Annotated in this window: 17 protein-coding genes; 16 read left to right on the top strand and 1 reads right to left on the bottom strand. The window is 69.0% G+C overall.

Annotation, left to right across the window (positions count from 1 at the left end; translation table 11 throughout):
- The first annotated feature begins 294 nt into the window (after nt 1-294).
- From BLV72_RS03755 to BLV72_RS03685, 16 genes are all read left to right on the top strand, one after another.
- A complete protein-coding gene (locus tag BLV72_RS03755; RefSeq protein ID WP_167746297.1) occupies nt 295-915 on the top strand; it encodes a TetR/AcrR family transcriptional regulator in 621 nt (206 codons plus the stop codon).
- Nucleotides 916-1142: 227 nt separating this feature from the next.
- Nucleotides 1143-2285 (top strand): ABC transporter permease, encoded by a 1143-nt coding sequence (locus BLV72_RS03750; protein WP_244320634.1) that lies wholly within the window; start codon nt 1143-1145, stop codon nt 2283-2285.
- Nucleotides 2282-4342, top strand: coding sequence for a dipeptide/oligopeptide/nickel ABC transporter permease/ATP-binding protein (locus BLV72_RS03745; protein ID WP_093460258.1), 2061 nt, complete (start codon nt 2282-2284; stop codon nt 4340-4342). Before BLV72_RS03750 ends, BLV72_RS03745 begins: the two co-directional genes overlap by 4 nt.
- Nucleotides 4339-5187: an ATP-binding cassette domain-containing protein gene (locus BLV72_RS03740; RefSeq protein WP_093460257.1), complete on the top strand. Its 849-nt coding sequence runs from the start codon at nt 4339-4341 to the stop codon at nt 5185-5187. Before BLV72_RS03745 ends, BLV72_RS03740 begins: the two co-directional genes overlap by 4 nt.
- A 77-nt stretch (nt 5188-5264) precedes the next feature.
- Complete coding sequence (locus tag BLV72_RS03735) at nt 5265-6821, top strand: ABC transporter substrate-binding protein (protein ID WP_167746296.1); 1557 nt, start codon at nt 5265-5267, stop codon at nt 6819-6821.
- Nucleotides 6822-7020: 199 nt separating this feature from the next.
- A complete protein-coding gene (locus BLV72_RS03730) occupies nt 7021-9546 on the top strand; it encodes an alpha-L-rhamnosidase (protein WP_093470131.1) in 2526 nt (841 codons plus the stop codon).
- A complete protein-coding gene (locus tag BLV72_RS03725; protein WP_093460254.1) occupies nt 9543-10352 on the top strand; it encodes a sugar phosphate isomerase/epimerase family protein in 810 nt (269 codons plus the stop codon). The genes BLV72_RS03730 and BLV72_RS03725 overlap by 4 nt, the downstream gene beginning before the upstream one ends.
- Nucleotides 10349-10534, top strand: coding sequence for a hypothetical protein (locus tag BLV72_RS49560; protein WP_244320633.1), 186 nt, complete (start codon nt 10349-10351; stop codon nt 10532-10534). The genes BLV72_RS03725 and BLV72_RS49560 overlap by 4 nt, the downstream gene beginning before the upstream one ends.
- Nucleotides 10535-10545: 11 nt before the next feature.
- Nucleotides 10546-11451, top strand: coding sequence for a Gfo/Idh/MocA family protein (locus BLV72_RS03720; RefSeq protein ID WP_244320632.1), 906 nt, complete (start codon nt 10546-10548; stop codon nt 11449-11451).
- Between the two features lie 1082 nt (nt 11452-12533).
- Complete coding sequence (locus BLV72_RS03715; RefSeq protein WP_093460252.1) at nt 12534-12884, top strand: hypothetical protein; 351 nt, start codon at nt 12534-12536, stop codon at nt 12882-12884.
- Nucleotides 12885-13175: 291 nt separating this feature from the next.
- The gene (locus tag BLV72_RS03710) at nt 13176-13421 is read left to right on the top strand and encodes a hypothetical protein (protein ID WP_143059739.1); all 246 of its coding nucleotides are present in this window, start codon (nt 13176-13178) and stop codon (nt 13419-13421) included.
- Nucleotides 13422-13474: 53 nt separating this feature from the next.
- Entirely contained in the window at nt 13475-14449 is a 975-nt protein-coding gene (locus BLV72_RS03705) for an alpha/beta hydrolase (RefSeq protein WP_093460249.1), read from the top strand.
- A 103-nt stretch (nt 14450-14552) separates the two neighbouring features.
- Nucleotides 14553-15932, top strand: coding sequence for an alpha/beta hydrolase family protein (locus tag BLV72_RS03700; protein WP_208905525.1), 1380 nt, complete (start codon nt 14553-14555; stop codon nt 15930-15932).
- Nucleotides 15933-16217: 285 nt separating this feature from the next.
- Entirely contained in the window at nt 16218-19370 is a 3153-nt protein-coding gene (locus tag BLV72_RS03695) for a glycoside hydrolase family 2 TIM barrel-domain containing protein (protein ID WP_093460248.1), read from the top strand.
- A gap of 109 nt (nt 19371-19479) precedes the next feature.
- Nucleotides 19480-19710, top strand: a complete 231-nt coding sequence (locus BLV72_RS03690) for a hypothetical protein (RefSeq protein WP_093460246.1) — start codon at nt 19480-19482, stop codon at nt 19708-19710.
- 158 nt (nt 19711-19868) lie between these two features.
- Entirely contained in the window at nt 19869-21512 is a 1644-nt protein-coding gene (locus tag BLV72_RS03685; RefSeq protein ID WP_093460245.1) for a tannase/feruloyl esterase family alpha/beta hydrolase, read from the top strand.
- Between the two features lie 18 nt (nt 21513-21530).
- On the opposite strand, the gene BLV72_RS03680 is transcribed toward BLV72_RS03685, so the two are convergent.
- Entirely contained in the window at nt 21531-22448 is a 918-nt protein-coding gene (locus tag BLV72_RS03680; protein WP_093460243.1) for a LysR family transcriptional regulator, read from the bottom strand.
- Between the last annotated feature and the right edge of the window lie 70 nt (nt 22449-22518).

The following is a 22518-nucleotide window of genomic DNA, read 5'->3' as shown; positions in this document are numbered from 1 at the left end:
AGGTGACACCGGCTGGGGGTGCAGGCCTCGGTCCTTGACCGCTCCCCGGTGGTGTTTCGGTCACGGGGCAGTCCTCGGCCGACTCTCAGGGCGACTGCTGCTCGGCGCTCTCCGCGTCCCGCTCGTCCGCAGCGCAGGGCACCTCGAATCTCAAGTGCGACTTGAATTTCATAGTGTCGGCTGCCCGGGAGCCCGTCAACAGCCGGGAGAGAGTTGGTGGTTTCATCGATGCTCCGCCGATCACGTCGCCGCGAGGCGAACGGGCTCGCATGCGGAGTCGGATACGGTGCTGGCATGTCAGAGCTCCGTCGGCGCGGTCCGTACGCACGGACGCGCGAACGCCGCGCAACCATCGCCCAGGCCACGTTGGCGCAGGTGGTCGAGCACGGCCACCGCAGCGTGACCACGCTCGGGGTGGCGAAGCGAGCAGGCATCAGTGAAGCGGGTCTCCTCTACCACTTCCCCTCCAAGGAAGCTCTCCTCGTCGCAGCTCTGGCCTTGTTCGACGAGCAGGAGATGAGCCTGCTGGGGCCGGGCGAGTCCGTCGCGGCCGCCCCCGCGCTCGCCGTGGACGGCGTGCGCCGTACCAACATCGTCCACCTCTACGCGTCCCTGCTCGGCGAGGCCAGTAACCCCGAACACCCCGCGCACGGCTACTTCAAGGAACGCTGGCGCCTCTCGCGTGCACGGCTGGCCCAGGACATCTCGCTGCTCCAGGAGGCCGGAGAGGTCGGCCCCGCGGTCGATCCGGAACAGGCCGCAGCCTTGATCATCGCGGCCTGGGACGGATTGCAGAACCACTGGCTGGTCGATCCGTCGTTCGACATCGGTGCCCAGCTCGGAGCCCTCATCGATGCCGTCCTGCTGCGCTCTTCCAGCGAGCACCGGGGCGGCACGCGCAGGGTCACGCCGTAGGCGGCCGGGACTCGGCAGCCGCCGGTTCACCCACCGGCGGTTCAACTTCGGTAGCCGGTGCGCCCGGTAGTTCAGATTCCACCGCAACCCCCGGTGAGCCCGGCGTCTCAGATGCGGCATCCGCCGGCGGTTCGCCCTGGCGGCCATGCTCGCTGCCCACCCGCCCGCTCGCCACCTGAACTTCAGTGTGTGCTCGATATTGACGGCGTGCTGAACCCAGTCCTACCTTGACCCCGAACTTCAAGTGTCACTGGAAGTTCAGCGGTCCGAAACCGGTCTGGAACATCGACCGCCGTCGACATCCGATCCGACCCACCTCCGGAGAGCGCCGTGCGCAACTTGCCTACCGCCGTGCCGCCACTCATCGCCTCCCTGTCGGGCGCTGCTCGCTCCGCGCCCGCAGGGCACCTGTCCATGCAGGACCCGCCGTGCTGAAACTCCTCGGGCACCGCCTGCTGTGGTCACTGCCTGTCGTCTTCGTCGCCACAGCCCTGTCGTTCGTGCTCACCAGTGTGGTCCCCGGCGACGCCGCGCAGATGATGCTCGGTCCGCAAGCCACCTCGGACCAGATTGTCGCCCTCCGTCAGAGCCTCGGCCTGGACAAGCCGATGTTCGAGCAGTACGGAAGCTGGCTGGCGCATGCAGTGCATGGTGATCTCGGAACCTCGACCCTCTCCGGTGAGGGCATCACCTCCCAGCTCAATGAGCACCTTGAGGTCACGTTCTCGCTGCTGATCCTGGGCACGCTGGCGAGTGCCGTCCTCGGTCTGGCGCTGGGTATCACCTCGGCGGTGCGCGGCGGTGTCACCCGCAGCATCGTCGACGTCCTGTCACTGGGCGGCATGGCCATCCCCAACTTCTGGCTGGCGGTGGTTCTCACCTCATTCTTCTCGGTCACGCTCCGGCTCCTTCCGGTCGCCGGCTACGTCAGCTTCGCGGATTCGCCGGGGCAGTGGGCGCGGTCCCTGGTACTGCCGGTGACCTCCCTGGCGATCGGGGGTGCCACGATCATCGCCAAGCAGACCCGCGACTCTCTCGGACAGGTCCTGGGCCAGGACTTCATCAAGACGCTGCGGGCCAACGGCCTCGCGCACCGGTCGATTCTCTTCCGGCACGCGCTCCGCAACGCGGGCGTGCCGATCATGAGCGTCATCGGCGTCGTGTTCGTCGGGCTGATCGGCGGCACGATCTTCGTCGAGCAGGTCTTCGCGATGCCCGGCCTCGGCTCCATCGTCCAACAGGCGACGGCCTCCCGGGACGTGCCTGTGATCCAGGGAGCGGTCGTGTACTTCACCTTGCTCGTCGTCGCGGCGAACCTGCTCGTTGATCTCTGTTACGGCGCGATCGACCCCCGGGTGCGTGTCCGGTGACCGGCATCGAGCAGACGACGGTGGACCCCACGCCCGGCGACACCGGCCTGAGGGACGAACCGGCTGAGCAGCCGTCGGTGACCCAGCGGCAGCCGCGGCGCGGGTCGGCGCTCCGGGCGTTGGTGCGCAGGCCGCTGGCGGTCCTCTCGCTCCTGTGGCTGGTGGCGGTCGGCGTGATGAGCGTGGGTGCGGACGCGCTCGCTCCGTACAGGCCCACGAACACCGACCTGACCCACGTGCTGGCCGGGCCCAACGGGCAACACTGGCTGGGGACTGACCAGTTGGGCCGGGACATCCTCAGCCGCGTCCTGTTCGGTGGTCAGGGGGTGTTGCTGGGCATCGTGGAGGTAACGCTCGTCTTTGTCGTCACCGGCACCGTCATGGGCGTGCCGGCCGGCTACTTCGGCCGCTGGGTGGACTGGGCGGTGCTGCGCTGGATCGAGATCACGGTCGCGCTCCCGGCCATTCTGATCCTCCTGCTCGTCCTCGCCGTGTTCCCCGGAAACCAGCACCTCGCGATGGTCGCTCTCGGCGTGCTCGGTGGGTCGGGACTCGCCCGGGTCATCCGCGCGGAGACGCAACGTGTCCGTACGGAGCAGTACGTCGCGGCGGCCCGCGTTTCCGGCCTCCGTGACGGTCAAATCCTGCTCCGGCACGTCGTGCCGCGCCTCGCGACGACGATCCTCGTGCAGGCGTCCCTGATGGCCGCGGCCGCGGTCGGCGTGCAGGCGGGTCTGTCCTTCCTCGGGCTCGGCGTCCAGGAACCCGAGCCGTCCTGGGGCGGTCTGATCACCCAGGCAAGCCAGGTTCTCGACCGATCCAGCTGGATGCTGGTGCCGCCGGGCGGCGTCATCGGTCTGACCATGCTCTCCCTCGCGTTGCTCGGCGACGCCGTGCGTGACGTGATGGTGCAACGGTGGAGCGTCGCACCGGCACGGCACGGTGGCACGGGCAACGGTGAACCGCCCGTACGGGACGAAGGCGAGGGCGAGTCCACCGAATTCGGCGGTGCGACAGGTCAGGCGGCGCCGAGCCCCCTGCTGGCCGTGCGCGGGCTCACGGTCGCCTTCCGCACGGGCGGTGCGCGCACTGCGGTCGTCCAAGGTGTCGGCTTCCACGTCGACAGAAGCGAGATCCTCGGCATCGTCGGCGAGTCGGGCTGCGGCAAGTCGGTCACGGTCTCAGCCGTGCTCGGCCTGCTGCCCTCCAGCGCCGAAGTCCGAGCTCTTTCCTGCCGGTTCGACGGTGCCGAACTTCTGTCGCTGCCCGACCGCGACCGTCATGCGCTGCGCGGAACCCGCATCGGCTACGTGTCCCAGGAACCCATGACGGCGCTCGACCCCACGTGCCGCGTCGGCGATCTGCTCGCCGAGGCCGTACGCCGACACCACGGTCTGGACCGCCGTGCCGCGCGGGCGCGGGCCGTCGAACTCCTCGACCTGGTCAACATCCCGGATCCGGGCGCCGTTTCACGCCGCTACCCGCACCAGATCTCCGGAGGCATGGCCCAGCGGGTCGCCATCGCGCTCGCCCTGGCCGGTGACCCCGACCTGCTGGTTGCCGACGAACCGACGACCGCGCTCGACGCCCGCGTCCAGGCCGAGATCCTCGCATTGCTCCGGCGCCTCCAGGCGGAGCGCGGTCTCGCCATCGTCCTGATCACCCACGACTGGGGCGTCGCGGCGCAGTTGTGCGCGCGTGCGGTCGTCATGTACGCCGGGCAGGTCGTCGAGCAGGGGCCGGTCGGCACCCTGTACCACTCGCCCGCGCACCCGTACACGGCCGGCCTCCTCGCGGCCAACCCGCACCGCGCACTCGACCGCACATCGGCCGACAGCGGCACCACCAAGCACCTGACGAGGCTGCCCACGATCCCGGGCACCGTGCCGCCCCCGGCCGCCTGGCCCACCAGCTGCCACTTCCAGGACCGCTGCCCGCTCGCCGCGGCCGACTGCACGCGGCGCCCGATCCCCCTGGCCGCGGTCACGTCCGATCACTACAGCCGCTGCATCCACATCGACCGCGTGCGGGAACTCGACACGGAGGATGCCTCGTGAGCCGGACCGACACGGCGTCTGCTCAGCCCCTGCTGAGCGCACACGGAATCGTCCTCGACTATCCGCAGGGGTTTCGCCGCAAGCCCGCCCGCGTTCTCCACGGAGTCGACATCGACATCGCTGAGGGCGAAACCCTCGGCCTGGTCGGTGAATCGGGTTCGGGCAAGAGCTCGCTCGCGAACATCGTTCTCGGCTTCCGGCCCCCGACCGAAGGGCACATCCGGTTCCGGGGGCGCGACATCACCGGAGCCGGTCGGCGCGAGCGCCGGGCCCTCAGTGCGGAGATCCAGGCGGTCTTCCAGGATCCCTACAGCTCGCTCAACCCCACACGGCGGGTGGGGACGTCCATCGCCGAGCCGCTGCTGCTGCAGTCGTCCTCGCTGTCGCGGCGGGACGTCGCGGCGCGCGTGCGGGACATGCTCGTCCGGGTCGGTCTGCCCTCCGACGCCGCGGACCGCTATCCGGCGCACTTCTCGGGCGGACAACGGCAACGCATCGCCATCGCCCGCGCCCTGATCATCAATCCGTCGCTCGTCATCTGCGACGAGCCGGTCAGTGCGCTCGACCTCTCCGTGCAGGCCCAGATCCTCAATCTCCTCGCCGAACTGCAGGAGTCGATGGGCCTCAGTTACCTCTTCATCGCGCACGACCTCGCGGTGGTGCGCTTCCTGTCCCACCGCATGGCCGTGATGCACCACGGCCGCATCGTCGAGACCGGCCCGGCGGAGCGCGTCTACAGCGCGCCCACCGACCCGTACACTCGGCAGCTGCTCGCCGCGGTGCCCGACCCGGATCCCGATCGAGCACCCTCCCAGCGGCTCACCGTCGCACAGGACTCCCGATGACACCCTCGCCATACGCGAACCGGACCGCCGGCACCGACACCCGCTCCGGGCGTGTGGCATTCCATGGAGGAAGTTCCATGAACACAGGATTCTCCCGCACCACGATATTGCTGGCCGGTGTCCTGTGCGCCGTCCTGACCGCGACGGCCTGCGGCGGCACGGCCGACTCGCCCAACGGCAAGTCCGGAGGCACGCTCAACGTCGTCTCGCTCACCCCGCCCAGCACCTTCAACCCGGCGCGCGCGGGCATCACCGTAGGGGAGAACTGGTACACCCCGCTGGCGTACGACTCACTCATCCATCGCGGCCCGAATAGCAAGTATGAGCCCGGCCTGGCCACGTCGTGGAAGTACGTCGGCAAGGGCAACCGTGAGTTCCGACTCACCCTGCGCCCAGGTGTGAAGTTCGCGGATGGCACACCGGTCACGACGGCCGCGGTGGTCAATTCGCTGAAGTACACCTTCGCCGATCCGAACAGTCCGCAAGCACCGTCCCTCGGCAAGGTGTCCGTCGAGGCGACCGGCGACCGCACCGTCACCCTCAAGCTTGCCCGGGCCAACCCGGAAATGCCGTATCAGCTGTCGTCGACCACTCATCTCGGCTCGGTCATCAGCGCGAGGGGACTCGCCAACAAGAAGGCACTGGGACATCGGACGTTCGGCGCCGGCCCGTACGTTCTGGACGAGAAGGCGAGCGTCTCCGGTGACCACTACACCTACACGCCCAACCGGAACTACTACAACAAGTCCGCGATCCGCTACGACAAGATCGTGATCAAGGTCGTCAGTTCGACCAACGCAGCGCTCTCACTGCTGAAGACCGGCGCCGCCGACGTTGCGCAGGGCGACGTCAACACGATGCAGAGCGCCAAGAGCGCCAACCTCAAGGTGTACTCCGCCCTGGTCGCGGAGACCGGAATCCAACTGACCGGCCGTGCGAAGAATGCCGGGTCGAAGCCCTTGCGCAGCAAGCTCGTCCGGCAGGCGCTGAACTACGCCGTCGACCGGAAGGCCATCGCCGAGGGGCTGTTGCACGGCACTGGCAAGCCGGTCAACCAGATAGGGACACCGGGCACGCCCGACTATCTCGAGTCGGAGGCCCACCGCTACGCCTACGACCCCGACAAGGCGAAGTCCCTGCTCGCGAAGGCGGGTTACCCGAACGGCTTCAGCGTCACCATGCTCAGCTTCACCGCGAACCCACCCGCCAGCGACGTCGCACAAGCCGTGATCTCGGACTGGGCCAAGGTCGGTGTGAAGGTTCGCGTGGTCAATGCCAGCGACGGCGCCATGTACTCACGGGAGTATCTGAGCGGGGGGCATCCCATGGTGTCCTACGGATACGGCTACATTCCGTTCTTCCTTTACGCGAAGAACTTCTACGTTCCGACACCTGGCCTCCTCTACGGCGGGGACGACCCGGAGCTGGCGGCATTGGTCAGGCAGGGAGACGCGGCGACGGGCGCCGAGCAGCGCTCCCTCTACGACCAGGCCACGCGGCGGGCCATCGATCTGGCCTGGCTCGTGCCGGTGACGAGCTTCTCGGTCTTCTACTACACGTCACCCAAGGTGAAGGGCGTGAAGATCGACCTGAATCGTCCGCTCCTCGACCTCACCGAACTGTCCCCCGCCTGACAGCGGCAATTCCGACGGCAGCCGTACTCGGAGTCGATCCGGCGGTGCGCGACCTGGCTGGGTGACATCAGCCTGGCGCGACGGACGTCTCGGGCCGGTGGCCCGAGACCTCTGCCACGTGGCCGTACGCGTGTCCGGCCCACTCACGACTCCGTCGAGCCGGACGCGGCCAGCTGTCTCCGAACGAGAAATGGACATCATGCTCTCAGCACAGTTCGAAGCCGTCGGCGCGGTGTTCGTCGGCTCGCCCGAACGACGCGTGGGCGAGCCAGGCGATCCGGCGGTGTACTTCCGGACCGAGTTCGAAGCTTGCCCGGACCTCCTGGGCGCAACCCTCCGCATCACCGCCCTCGGAACCGTCGAGCCCTACCTGAACGGAGCCCGGGTCGGCGACGAGATCCTGGCTCCGGGCTGGACGTCCTACCGGCACCGCCTCCTCGTCCGCAGCCACGACCTCACCGCCACGGTGCGCACCGGCAAGAACACGTTCGGCGCGATCGTCGGCGACGGCTGGGCAGTCGGCCGCCTCGGCTTCGAGGAGATCACGCGTTCCCGGATCTACGCCGACCGGCCCGCTCTGCTGTCCCTGATCGAACTGCGCTACCCGGACCGGACGGAGTACGTCGCCTCTGGCGAGAGGTTCCGGTGCGGGCAGGGCTCCGTACGCGCCAACTCCCTCTACGACGGAGTCACCATCGACTCAACGCTCGAACCGGCGGGGTGGAACGAGCCCGGATTCGACGACCGCACCTGGCACGAGGCCGAACCGGTCGACTGGGACATGACCACCCTGGCCGAGGCCACCGCGGAGCCGATCCGACGCGTCGAGGAACTGCCGCCACGAAAGATCTGGAAATCCCCGGCCGGAACCACCGTCGTGGACTTCGGCCAGAACCTCCCCGGCTGGGTCCGGCTCCACCTGGACGGGCCCCGCGGAACCTCGGTCTCCGTCCGGCACGCCGAGGTGCTCGTCGACGGCGTGCCGGACTACACGACACTGCGCACCGCCGAGGCCACCGACCGATATGTGCTCGCCGGCAACGGACCCGAGGAGTTCGAGCCGCGTTTCACCTACCACGGCTTCCGCTACGCCGAGATCGACGGCCTCCCCGGCGACCTTCAGCCGGAAGACGTGCGGGCCGTCGTCGTCCACAGCGACATGACCCGTACGGGATGGTTAGAGACGTCGAACGACCTGCTGAACCGGCTGCACGAGAACGTCGTCTGGTCGATGCGCGGCAACTTCGTCGGCATCCCCACCGACTGTCCGCAGCGTGACGAGCGACTCGGCTGGACGGGAGACATCAACGCATTCGCCCCGACGGCGACCTACCTGTACGACGTGCGTGGGGTGCTGATGTCGTGGCTCGACGACCTCGCACTTGAGCAGAAGGACTTCGGGTTCGTCCCGTACGTCGTCCCCGATGTGCAGCCCGGCCACGACACACCGACGGCCCTGTGGAGCGACGTCGCGGTGCGGTTGCCCTGGCAGCTGTACTGGGATTACGGCGATGAGGAGATTCTGCGCCGCTGCTACGACTCGATGGCGACGTTCACACGCAGCGTGGTGCCCCTGCTCGATCCCACGGGCTTGTGGACTACCGGGTTTCAGTTCGGGGACTGGCTCGACCCCTCCACCCCTATGGACCGCCCCGGCCAGTCCAAGGCCGACCGGTATCTCGTCGCGACGGCCTTCTTCCACCAGACAGCATGTGAAATGGCGTGTGCTGCGGACGTGTTGGACCGTGCGGACGACGTCGCGTACTTCACGGAGGTCGCCGACCGGGTCCGCACGGGCTTCCGCGCCGAGTACGTGAGCTCCAGCGGCCGCGTCACCGGCGAATGCGCGACGGCATACGCCCTGGCCATCCGGTTCGGCCTGCTCGACGCGGGCCAACTGTCCCGCGCCGGCGCGCGCCTGGCCGACATCGTGCGGCGGGACGGCTACCGCATCTCGACCGGCTTCGCGGGCACGCCACATGTGGCGCACGCCCTGACGGTGACCGGACACACCGAAGACGCCTATCGCTTGCTGCTGCAGACGCGAGCGCCCTCCTTCCTCGATCCGGTCGTCCGCGGAGCCACCACCATCTGGGAGCGTTGGGACGCCATCCTTCCCGACGGCACAGTGAACCCGTCCGGAATGACATCCCTCAACCACTACGCGCTCGGCTCCGTCGCGAACTGGATGCACACCGTCATCGGCGGCGTACGGGCGACAAGCCCGGGCTACCGGACGATGCGGATCGCGCCACGGCCCGGCGGCGGCCTGACCCATGCCCGAACCGCGCACGACACCGTCCACGGGCGAGTGAGCGTCGAGTGGGAACACGAAGACGACACCATGACCGTCCGTGTCACGATCCCGGACGCCACCACCGCGGTGGTGGCGCTGCCCGAGCATCCGGACCGGGCGGAGCACGCCGTGGGTGCGGGCCGGCACGTATGGACGTACACGCTCACCACGGCACTTGACCTGCTCACCCTTGACAGCCCGGTCGAGCGCCTCGCCGCACACGAGGAGGTCCTCGCGTCGGTGTCCGGTATCCTCCGCGATCATCTGCCTCCCCACCTGGACGTGGAGCAACTGCTCCGCCGCTCCATGGCCCTGCCCCTGTCCGTTCTCCTGAACGAGCTCCCCGGAGTGACCGACCACATGCGCCGCGAACTGACGGTGACCATCGAGTGCAACAACACCTCTTCCGAAAGGCCTCTGCTTCCATGACGTATTCCGTCCAGCTCTACTCCGTTCGCAACGCTCTGGAAGACGACTTCGACGGGACGATCCGGCGACTTGCCGAGATCGGCTATCGCCAGGTCGAACCCTGCGCCTTCGAGACCCGCACTGAGGTATTCGCCGCGGCGTTCGCAGAGCACGACATCACGGCTCCGACGGGCCACACTCTCCTGATCCCCATCGGTGCTCCTGCCGACATCGCCGCCGACATCCCCGCTGAAACTCCCCCCGACCAGGACGAGATCTTCGCGGCCGCACGGCGTCTCGGCATAGGCACCGTGGTCCACCCTCTCGTCCCGCCCCAGCGCTGGCAGGACATCGAGGCGATTCGCGACACCGCGGCCCAACTGAACGCCGCGGCGAAGAAGGGCGCGGAGTACGGAGTCCGCGTCGGGTACCACAACCACGACTGGGAGATCTCCTCGAAGATCGAGGGTGTCACCGCCCTGGAGGTCCTGGCGGACCTGCTCGACCCCGAACTCGTCCTTGAGGTCGACACCTACTGGGCCGCCGTGGGCGGTGAGGACCCTGCCAGGCTACTGGAACGCCTTGGCGAGCGTGTGATCGCCATCCACATCAAGGACGGTCCGGCCACGAAGGACACATCCGCGCAACTCCCTGCCGGACAAGGCAAGATCGACGTGTGGGGCATCATTGAAGCGGCGACCCACCTCGATGTGGGCATCGTCGAGTTCGACGACTACGCCGGTGACATCTTCGAAGGAGTCACCGCCTCCTTGCGCTACCTCGAGGCCGGCCCCGGCGCCGCCCGCACGAAGGGTGGTGTCCGATGAGCCGCGGGCCGGTCGGTGTCGCTGTCATCGGTGCAGGCGTGATCAGCACGCAGTACCTGGACAATCTCACGGCGTTCCCGGACCTGAAGGTCCACGCCATCACCGATCTTCTTCCTGAAGTCGCGAAGGTCCGCGCGGGGAGTACAGGATCGCTGAGCACGGCACCCCCGAACGCGCCCTGAACCACCCGGACGTGGAGGTCATCGTCAACCTCACGACACCGGCAGCCCACGTCGAGATCGCGACCGCGGCGCTGCGGGCGGGCAAGCACGTGTGGAGCGAGAAGCCCTTCTCGCTGGACCGGGAGAGCGGGCTCCGGCTGCTGAAGGAGGCGGACGAGGCCAGCCTGCGCCTTGGGTGCGCCCCGGACACCTTCCTCGGGGCCGGATTGCAGACGGCCCGGCGTGTCATCGAACGCGGCGACATCGGGGTTCCGCTCACGGCCCACACCATTTTCCAGACACCTGGCCCGGAGTCCTGGCACCCCAACCCGTCCTTCCTGTTCCAGCGTGGCGCGGGGCCGCTGTTCGACATGGGCCCGTACTACCTCACCGCACTCGTGCAGACCTTCGGCAGCGTCCGCCGGGTCTCGGCGGTCGGCTCCACGGCCAAAGCCACCCGCACCGTCGGCTCGGGCTCGCGAATGGGCGAGGAGTTCGCGGTCGAGGTGCCCACGCACGTGAGCGCCTTGATCGAATTCGCGTCCGGTGGCTCCGCGAACAGCATCTTCAGCTTTGACACCCCGCACATCCGAGCGGGGCTTGTCGAGATCACCGGCACCGAGGCGACGCTTTCGCTCCCCGATCCGAATTTCTTCGACGGCGAGCTGAAGATGTGGCCCGCAGGCGGAAGCGAGTGGACCACGGTCGAGACCACGGGTCCGGCGGACGGTCGGGGCCTCGGCGTGCTCGACATGGCGCGGTCCATCCGCAGCGGTGATCCGCACCGCGCCACCGGGCAGTTGGCCCACCACGTCCTGGACGCCATGGTCTCCGTCACCGAATCGATCGATACGGGCTCGTTCGTCGACGTTGCCAGCTCGGCATCGACCTCCAGCGCGCTCCCGGAGGATTGGTCACCGGGCGAGGCGACTCTGTAGCTCGCGGGCCATTCCGGCGCGGGCCGACGAACGTCGATGTCCGTCGACGGTCCTCAACTGTCCCTGATCCGAGCACTTCATGTTCCATCCATGGCCTTCGGTGGCCCGGGGCGCGTCGACTCGCCTCCCGGGCCGCCGAGTTGGAAGGACCACGTGATCCGCTCGTTCCGCAAGCAATGTCGCAAGCGCCCCAGCCCTGGTGCATCCGTGCGCCCTGGGGCGTGCCGGAGATCCTTCTGCCGGTCGGCTCACCAGCGATGGCTGCGTACCGTGTGGGTGCCTTCCAGGCGAGTGCGACGGCCGCCGCCTACCCCGATGTGTACGCAGCAGCCGGCGTCTCGGCGGGCGGCGGCTACGGGATGGACTTCCTCTCCTGCGCGGTCGTGCCTGATGCCACCGCCCCCCTCTACGCACCACAGGCCGTCGAGCAGATGGGACGGCGGGCGCACGTGATGCCCTTCTTCTCGATCGGCGGCACCGGCGACCCGCTCGGCGAACAGCCCGTGCTCGGTGGGTGTGCTCGGCATGCCTATCTGGAGTGGCTCGCCGTCAACAACCTCCTGAAGCCGAGGAAGGACGGCGACATGTTCAGGGAGGACCCAGCCTCGACCACGACCGGACAGGTCCCCGACGGCTACGCCTGGACCAGCAAGGTGGGCGGGGGCGGGACGGTTGTCAGATCGCTGAGCGGTGGGTTGTGGACGGCATGTTGCACTACTGGCCCGGTGGTACGACGGACCCCGAGTACGCGGGAACGTTCAACGATCCAAAGGGACCCAGCGCTTCGGAGGCCTCGTGGAGGTTCTTCGAACAGTTCACGCTCAGCGGCGGAAACACGCGTTGCCGCATATGATCCCGCAGCGCGCTGTGCCGGTAGCCGGCTGTGCAGAGAAGGCGCAGGCAGGCCAGCGCACTTCACAAAACTGCAGTTCAGAATTGCGCAACTGCCCACTGTCGGCTCATTCCCAGCACAGGGCCCGCTACCTAGCGTTGCGGTCGCCCAATTCCACTGTTCGGACCGCGAGCCGCATCACTGCTGACACGGGGTCGGGCAACGTCCTGCCTCAAACCGAGGAGAGGCCATGAGATCCACTCTTCTCCGCGCACTGACAGCACCCGTCGTCGCGGTACTCGCCCTCGTCTCGCTCCCGGCGACGTCCGGGGCCGCGACGGGGCCAACCGCCGGGTGCGAAGAGCTCGCCGACCTGGCCATTGCCGCCGACGCCCTGGGTCTCCCGGCGTCGGGAGGACGTGTCACCGGGACGAAGTCCGTACCCGCCTCCGGCGCAGGTGCCGAGGCCATCGGCGCGTACTGCCAGGTCGACGCGGAGCTGCTTCCCGTCGACCCCGAAGCCCCGAACATCGAGATGCGCGTCGCGCTCCCGGTCGAGTGGAACGGCAGGGCGATGATGTTCGGTTGGGGGAGGCTATGACGGCTTCATCACTCCGCTCATGTTCGACGTCCCCTTCGGAGGCGACGGCGACGGCACCCCGCTCGCCCGCGGCTTCACCGTCTTCAGTAGCGACTCGGCCAGGAAAGCTGCTGCTCGTCCATGGGGCAGCGGATCCGATCTGGCTCACCGGCCGCGATCTGGCCCGGTACTCGGTCCGGAGGGACGGCTGGCGCATCGACCCGGGCACGTTCACCGTCGAAGTGGGGGGCATCCTCCCGCGACATCCGGCTACGCACCGAACTGCACACCCCCGGCGACGGTCATGTGGAGGTGCTCACCGAACAGTCGTCGCTGGGGGAGTGGCTGGACCACCCGGTCGGCGGCAAGCTCCTGCGCGAGCGGCTCGACGCACACCCCGGCGCGGTCCGGCTGGACGACATCAGCCCGATGGCCCTGGCCGCCGCCGCCCAGATCCCGCTCGTCAGGGTCGACGGCCCCACCCTCGGGCTCGACCAGGAAGCCATCGGGGCCCTCGTCGCCGCCGCGGGAAGCGGGGGTGGTGGCGAGGCCGTCTGAGCACGCCGCACTTTCAACCGTAGCTTTTCCCCTTCTGCCCGTTGGAGGCACGCATGCCCGCGCTCCCGCGTCATGAATACGATCCCGAGATCGGCCGACGTATCAAGGAACTCAACAAGAAGCCGCAAGACGGCCGCTCCATCGCGGACTTCGAGGCGCTTGGAGCCCCGCTCGGCCCTCCCGAGGACTGGGACCTGGAGATCGAGGACCGAGCGATCCCCGGACCCGGCCCGGCGATCCCCGTGCGTATCTACCGCCCGGCCGGGGCGGCTTCGTCCCCGCGGCCCTGCTTGGTCTGGCTGCACGGCGGCGCCTGGGTCGGCGGCGACCTCGACATGCCCGAAGCCCACGAGACCGCGCGCGGTGTCGCCGGCCGCGCCGACGCCGTCGTCGTCTCTGTCGACTACCGCCTGTGCAGTGAGGACGTGCACTTCCCCGCCCAGCACGACGACGTCGTCGCCGCCTACCGCTGGGTGCGTGGCAACGCCGCGGACCTCGGCGTCGACCCGGCCCGGATCGCCCTGGGCGGGGCCAGCGCCGGAGGCAACCTCGCGGCGGGTGCCACCCTGCGGCTGCGGGACGGGGGTGAGACCCCCTGGCAGGCGCTGCTGCTGTACCCGCTCGTCCACGCACCCCTCCCGGCCCCCTCGGACGAACTCGCCGCTGCCCTGACGCAGGTGCCCGCCCCGCTGGTCTTCGGCAACGAGCAGTTTGATCCGCTGATCGCCCTCATGCTGGACGGCGCCCCGGTCGAGACCGCGTCCGCGTATGTGTTCCCGGGCCGCGCCGAGGACCTTGGCGGCTTCCCCCGACCTACATCGACAACGACGAGTTCGACAGCCTGCGCAGTAGCGGCGAACTGTTCGCCGAGCAGCTGCGTGCCGCCGGCGTCGAGGTCGAGCAGGTGCGCTCGGGAGGCGTGCTGCACGGCCACCTCAACATCGTCGGCCTCGACGCCGCACACGCCACCCTCGACCGGATGGCAGCCCGACTGCGCAAGCGTTGACTCCCGTCTCACGACGGAGTGACCCGATCAAAGTGAGCAGCTCCACCCCTCTGTCTCCGGTTCGGCGCGCCGCCCCTGACGCCGCCGCGCCGAACCGGGATCCGCAGCACCCAATGGAGGGCATAGTGCGATCGAACAGAAGCTTCACCCTGCTGCTCGCGGTGTGCACAGCAGCCCTGGTGCTCTCGCCCGTGGGCCCGGCCGCCGCGGACGATCCCAACGGGAGCGAGCCGCTGCCCGGCTACACGGACGGCACCCCGCCGCTGGCCCCGCTCATGGTCGACGGTGAACCCACCCGCGTCGAACAGGGAATCTACCGGCATGCGGCCTATTACGCGGAGGTGCCGCCCGACTGGAACGGAGATCTGGTCATCTGGGCCCACGGCTACCAGGGTGAGGAGAAGGTCCTCAGGGCGGAGGCGCCGGGCGGCGGGCTGCGGAAGCAGTTCGTCGAGGAGGGCTATGCCTGGGCCGCTTCGAGCTACCCCACCACCGGCACCGACGTGGGCCCCGCGGTCACGAGCTCCCGCGACCTCGCCGAGTACGCCGCCGCCCAACTGCTCGACCAACGCCCCGCGCGCACCTACATGTCCGGCGTTTCCATGGGCGGCCACGTGATCGCCCGTTCGCTCGAGGAGTACCCGCGCTACTACAGCGGCGCGCTAAACCTCTGCGGCCAGGTCGGCGACCGACGGCACGACGACTATTTCCTCGACGCGAACCTCGCGGCGCAGGCCCTGGCCGGGGTCGACGCCTACCCGGCCGGGGACGACTACGGCACGAAGGCACTGCCGCTGATCAAGGAGCGGCTCGGGCTCACCGGCCTGAAGCCGGGTGGCACCCCCACGACCGCCGCCGGACGGCAGTACCAGCAGACGTTGACCGAGCTCACCGGCGGACCGCGGCCTGGGGTGGACGTGGCACTCGGCTTCTACGCGGACACCGTGCTGCGACTCGCGCCGGCCGACGGCGGCAGCAGCCAGTCACAGAACCTCACCACGCGCTACAGGCCGACCACTCCGGTCGACATCAACCGGACGGTCGAGCGCGTGGCCCCGGACAGCTGGGGCGAGCGCAACAGCGTGGAGCTCAATGACATGCCCCGCGTCCTGGGCAAGCCGCGTGTGCCGGTGATGAGCATGCACAACATCGGCGAGCTGCTCGTACCGCTGTCCCTGCAGCGGACCTACACCAAAGAGGTGGCCGACAACGACCAGGCCGGCCTGCTCGTCAACCGTGGGATACGGTCCGCCTTGCACTGCGAATTCACCGACGCCGAACTGGGCGCGGCGTGGAAGGATCTCACCGCCTGGGTGAAGGACCGCGAGGCGCGAGGGGACAAGGCAGACCGCCCAGTCGGCGACGACATCCTCGACCGGAAGAACGTGGCGTCCCCGACGTTCGGCTGCCGCTTCACCGACCCCCAGCCGCCTGCGGGCTCCGCCGCCGAACTGCGCAAGCTCATCCCTGTCTGCCCCGAGGCCACCACACAGGAAGGAGACTGACAAGCGCCTTCGCCCCGTCCGCTGTCTCTCGCGGCCGCCGCCGAGGTCCTCGCCGGACTCATTGCCTCGCGGGCCGCCAAGGACATCTTCGACTGGAAGGCGGCCGCCGCTTGCGTCGGCGTTGACATCCACGTCTGCGGGCACGCCATCGGCCCGGCGGCGACCTCGACGACGCCCGGCGACTCGCCGCGGGCTCAGTCCCACACAGCCATACCCAGAGTCCCTGGGCCCGCCGATCTTAAGAATGACTGATCAGACCCGTGCCTTGAAAGGTAGGACTTTCACATGTCTGCTAGTCGTAGAACCGTCGGTTCGATCAGCCGTAGGTCCGTCCTTGCCGTGAGCGCGGCCGCCCCCGTCGCGGCGGCACTCGCCGAGCCCGCGGCCGGTGCCGCCGAAGGGCGCGCGGGCAGCGTCGGGCGCCGCAGCATCGAGCTCGCCGAGGGCTGGCGCTTCGCGCTGGTCAGCCCGGACGGCGGCGCCGAGGCGAGTGGCGTGTACGCGGGCGCCGAGCGGCCCGGGTACGACGACGGGGACTGGCGGATGGTCGCCGTCCCGCACGACTGGTCCATCGAGCAGACCCCGACCACCGCGCACAACACGACGAGCGGCACCGGGTTCCTGCCCGGTGGACTCGGCTGGTACCGCAAGACGTTCACCGTGCCGGCCGGATTCGCGGGCAAGCGCATCTCCGTCGAGTTCGACGGCGTCTACATGGACGCCCACGTCTACGTGAACGGCGAGCTCGTCACCCACCACCCCTACGGCTACACCGGTTTCGCCCACGACATCACCGACCTCCTCCACATCGACGGCGCGACCTCCAACGTCCTCGCCGTTCAGGTCCGCAACCAGGTGCCCAGCAGCCGCTGGTACTCCGGCAGCGGCATCTACCGCCGGGTCCGCCTCGTGGTCACCGAACCTGTGCATGTCGAGCGCTGGGGCACGTTCGTCACCACGCCCGACCTCGCGAAGACGCTGACGAACGGCTACGCGACCGTCGACATCCGCACGAGAGTCGCCAACGCCTCCGGCGCCGCGCGTGGCATCACGGTCCTCTCCACGGTCCGCGACGCAAAGGGCCGCCGTGTCGCTCGCGCCGAGTCGGCCCTCGAGGGAGTCGGCACGGACGGCAAGAGCGACCGCGTCCAACTCCGCATCGAGGACCCGGACCTGTGGTCCATCGAGACGCCGCATCACCAGTACACCCTGGTCACCGACCTGCGCGTCGACGGCCGCACCGTCGACACCTACCGCACCCGTTTCGGCGTCCGGCACGCCACCTTCGACCCCGACGAGGGCTTCTCGCTCAACGGCACCTACACGAAGATCAAGGGCGTCAACCTGCACCACGACCTCGGGGCGCTCGGCGCCGCCGTCCACCCGGACGCGGTGCGACGCCAGTTGACCGTCATGAAGTCCATGGGCGTCAACGCCCTGCGCACCTCCCACAACCCGCCCGCGCCCGAGGTCATCGAGGCGTGCGAGGATCTCGGGCTCATCATGCTCGTCGAGGCCTTTGACTGCTGGCGCACCGGCAAGAGCCGCTACGACTACGGCCGGTTCTTTGACGAGCACTCCGACGCCGACATCGCCGAGATGGTGCGCGCCGCCCGCAACTCGTCTGCCGTTCTCATGTGGTCCATCGGCAACGAGATCCCCGACTCCATTCATACCGAGGGCATCGCCATGGCGGAGCGCCTCATCGCCGACGTCAAGGCGCTCGACGGCACCCGCCCGGTCGTCATCGGCTCCGACAAGTACCGCTCGCTGCCAGAGGCGGGCTCGCCCGCCGACAAGATCGTCGCGATGCTCGACGGGCTCGGTCTCAACTACAACACCGCAGCCTCCGTCGACGCGCTGCACCAGCGCTACCCGCACCTGTTCCTCTTCGTGTCCGAGGCCTCGTCCGCGGGCTCGACGCGCGGCACGTACCAGGAGCCGCAGCACCTCAACACCGGCGCGAACCACACCCCGGGCAGGCGCGCCACCTCCTCCTACGACAACTACCTCGCCCCCTGGGCCATGAGCGGCGAGTACGACCTGAAGAAGGACCGCGACCGGCGCTTCCTCGCCGGGGAGTTCCTGTGGTCGGGCATCGACTACGTCGGCGAGCCGTGGCCGTACGACGTGTTCCCGGTGAAGGGGGCCTTCTTCGGCGCCGTCGACACCGCCGGGTTCCCGAAGGACATGTACCACCTGTTCCGCAGCCAGTGGACCGACGGGCCGATGGTGCACCTGCTGCCCATGGACTGGACGACGCACCAGGACGGCGACGAGGTGGAGGTGTGGGCGTACGCGAACGTCGCCGAGGTCGAGCTGTACCTCAACGGCCGTTCCATGGGGGTGCGCTCCTTCGACGAGAAGAAGACCGCCGACGGCCGGACGTACCTGGAGACTACGGAGGCGACCGGCGACGACAAGACCGTCACCTCCGGCCCCTACCCGGGCAGCTACACCAGCCCGAACGGCAGCGCGGGAAAGCTGCACCTGACGTGGAAGGTGCCGTTCGCGCCCGGTGAGCTGAAGGCCGTGGCCCGCAAGGGCGGGAAGACCCTGGCGACAGACGTGCGGCGCACCGCCGGGAAGCCGCATGCCGTCCGGCTCACCCCCGACCGCACGTCCCTTGCCGCCGACGGGCGTTCGCTGGTGTTCGTCACCGCCGAGGTCGTCGACGCGCGCGGCGTGGTCGTGCCCGACGCCGAGCACCACGTCGAATTCGCGGTGGAGGGCGGACAGTTGGCGGGCGTGGACAACGGCCGGCAGGAGAGCGCCGAGCGTTATCAGGCCAGTACGCGCACCGCGTTCCACGGCCTCGCCCTCGCGATCGTCCGGGCGGGCACGAAGCCCGGCACACTCACCGTCACCGCCCGCTCGCTGGGGCTGCGGGCGGGTAAGGCGACCGTGCGGGTGACCGGGCCCGCGGGCGCGCCCGTCGCGCCCGCCGAACCGTTCGCACCTGACCCCGGTCGGGGCGCCCCCAAGTACCCTCTCGCGGACGCCAGTTACTCGGGTGCGACCGACACCCTGCCTGCCGCGATGCTCGACGGCGACCCGGCCACCCAGTGGTCCAACGCCTTCCAGAAGTCCCCCACCGCCGTCCTGCCCGCCTTCAACGGCGCCCGTCCGCGGGACTGGGTGTCCGTGGAGTGGGACCCCAAAGAGGGGCCGCGCACGATCGGCCGGGTCGAGGCGTCCTTCACCGTCGACGCCAGGCACTCGCTGCCCGCGTCGGTCGGGGTGGCCGTGTGGGACGGCGAACGGTACGTGCCAGTGTCCGGCGTCGACATCGACTGGGCCGCTGCGTCCGGCGAGCCCACCGTCCTCACCTTCGATGCCATCTGCGGCAGCCGTCTCCGCCTGACGATGACATGCCGCAAGCCGGGTTCGGTCGAGGGGGCGTTCGGGATCAGCGCGCTCGACGTGGCCGCGTCGTGACGGGGGCGTAGGCCGGGCGGTCGATCCCGCGCGGCTGCCCGACGAGACGCTGCGCGGGTCGGCTCCCGTACGTGAGGTGCACGGCTGCGGCACGACAGCCGAAAAGAAGATGCACGCGAACCTTACGTGGACCAGCAAGGTGGCCCGGGGCCGGGACGGCTGTCAGATCGCCGAACGGTGGATCGTGGACGGCATGGCGCACTACTGGCCCGGTGGCACCACGGACCCGGAGTACGCGGGAACCTTCAACGACCCCAAGGGGCCGTGCGATTCGAAGGCGTCGTGCCGCTTCTTCAAGCAGTTCACCCTCCGCCGCGGCAACACCGCCTGCCACAAGTGACGCCATGGGGGCGCAGCGCGCTCGCGCAGCTCATGTCCCTTCCACACAAGTGCAGTTCACACATGCGCAACTGTGCACTGCTGACGCATTCCCAGCGCGGGACCTGCTCCCTAGCGTTACGCCCGTCGCAGTTCTGCCCGATTCTCCGAGGAGAAGCCATGAGAGCCGCCCTTGTGCGTGTACTGGCAGCCGCCGTCATCGTGGTGCCCACGTTGGTCTCGCTGCCCACGACGGCCGGAGCCGCGACCGGTCCACCCACCGGTTGCGAGAAGCTCGCCCAACTCACCATCCCCGCCCACGCCTTGGGCCTCCCGACGTCGGGAGGACGGGTCACCGCAGCGAAGACCGTCCCCGCCTCCGGAACGGGTCCCGGGGCCATCGGTGAGTACTGCCAGGTCGACGCGGAGATTCTCCCTGTCGACCCCAAGGCTCCGAACATCGAGATGAGCGTCGCGCTCCCGGTGGAGTGGAACGGCAGGGCGATGATGTTCGGCGGTGGAGGCTACGACGGCATCATACCCGCGCCCATCGCCGACGTCCCCTTCGGAGGCCCCGGCGAAGGCGCCCCGCTCGCCCGCGGCTTCGCGGTCTTCGGCAGCGACTCCGGCCACCAGGTCACCGCGGGCGACGCCAACTCGGGCGCCTTCGCGCTCAACGACGAGGCACTGCGCAACTTCGCCGCGGACGCGCTCAAGAAGACACGTGACGCCGCGATGTTCATCATCAACGAGCGCTACGGCGAGCAGCCCAGCCACTCCTACTTCGCTGGCGTGTCCAGCGGCGGCCGTGAGGCCCTGGCCGTGGCGCAGCGTTGGCCGCGGGACTTCGACGGTGTGATCTCCAACGCTCCGGCCTGGAACGCCGCCACACTCGACCTGTTCTTCGGTCACATGACCGAGATCCTGCGGCGTCCTGGCGCCTTCCCGAACTCCGAGAAGCAGAAGCTGGTCTACGACAGTGTCATGAAGGCGTGTGACGGCGACGACGGGGTACGCGACGGCGTCATCTCCGACGAGGCGGGCTGCCACTTCGACCCGAAGGTACTGCGCTGTGAGGACGGCGAGGACCGCGGTCCCAGCTGTCTGTCCGACGCGCAGATCGAAGCGGTACGGGAGCTCTCCTCACCCATCAAGTGGGGCTACAAGCTGGGCAGCGGTGAGCGCGGCTATCCCGGTATGGCCTTCCTGTCCGGAGCTGACATGGGCACGTCCGGGCTCGGCATCGGCAGCAGGGTTCCGGATCGCCCCCTGGACTCCACGGCGGCCTTCGCCGCCAGCTTCTGGGACCAGTGGGCGAAGTACTTCGTCACCCGCGACCCCGACTTCGACGGACTGACCTTCGACCCGAAGAAGCCCGGGAAGTGGAAGAAGCGGATCAGCGAGCTGACCGCACTGCAGGACATCAACAACCCCGACCTCAGCGAGTTCGCCAAGGCGGGCGGGAAGCTGATACTCGTGCACGGCCTGGCCGATCCGGCCGTCAGTCCCCGCTCGACCGCCGAGTACTACGAGCGGGTCCGCACGACGATGGGTCCGCGGGGCGCCGCCAAGTTCCTGCGGATGTACACCATCCCCGGCATGGGCCACGGAGGCCCCGCCGCGTTCACGGGTGGCTGGGACTCGGTGACCGCACTTCAGCGGTGGGCCGAGAAGGGGATCGCGCCGCACGAGCCGGTCGTCACTGACCTCGGTCCGTCCGCCGATGGGCGTACCAGGCCGCTGTGCCAGTACCCGGAGTGGCCCCGGTACAACGGCCGCGGCGACGTGGACCGGGCCGAGAACTTCACCTGCGTGCGCTCGTGAGCGCCTCTCCCGGCGGTCTCACGCCTCCGGCGCGGCGGTGGTGGACAGCACGTTGCCCATCTCGCGCATCGTCTGCCTGAGTTGCTTCACCATGGCGGCGACCGAAGGGCGTCGCAGGGTGTCCTCGCGGGCGACGAGCCAATAGGCCATCTCGACCGTGGCCTCGTCCGGCAGCAGCCTGACGAGGCCACGGTGGGGTTTGATCATGAAGGTGGGCAGCAGCCCGATGCCACCGCCGGCGCAGGTGGCCTCGATGTGGGCGAAGACGTTGGTGGAGGTCACCGCGTCGCGCATCTCGGGGAGATAGCGGCGTCCCACGTCGAGGTCGTCGACCTGGAGCATGGACGAGATGAAGTAGATCAGGCGGTGCCGGGCCAGGTCGTCGAATCCGGTCGGCGTGCCATGGCGCTCCAGATAGTCCGGGGTGGCGTACAGGCCGAGTACGTAGCCGCCGAGCCGTAGCGCGCGGGCGCGTATCACCCGTGGCTCCCCGACGACGATCTCGATGTCCAGGCCGGAGCGGTGCTGCGCGGCCCGCCGGGTCGCGGAGACGATCTCGACGCTGATTCCCGGGTGCTCTTGGTGCAGACGGGCCGCGGCGGGGGCGGCGACGAACGTGGTGAAGCCGTCGGGAGCCGACAGGCGGACGACGTCCTCGATCTCTGCCCCGACCTCGGAACCGGACTCCAACTTCTGGAGCACACCGTCGACTTGCTCCGCCGCGGCCAGCGCTCGCCGGCCGAGGTCGGTGAGCTCCCAGCCGGAAGCCGCACGGACGAGGAGCTTGCCGCCGACCGCACGCTCCAGTGCGGCGATCCGCCGCGAGACGGTGACTTGGTTGACCCGCAAGGACTCGGCGGCCCGGCTGAACCGGCCACTGCGCGCGACCTCCAGGAGGACGAGGAGGTCGTCGGCGCTCGCACGCGAGGGAAGCATATGCACATTTTTGCAGGGCCGCACTGCGAATCAAGCCTTGTGCAGCGCATTGACCTCACTTTCCTGCAGA

Origin of the sequence: Streptomyces melanosporofaciens (assembly GCF_900105695.1) — a bacterium.
Lineage (GTDB): Bacteria > Actinomycetota > Actinomycetes > Streptomycetales > Streptomycetaceae > Streptomyces > Streptomyces antimycoticus.
This window is presented reverse-complemented; position numbering and strand designations above follow the sequence as displayed.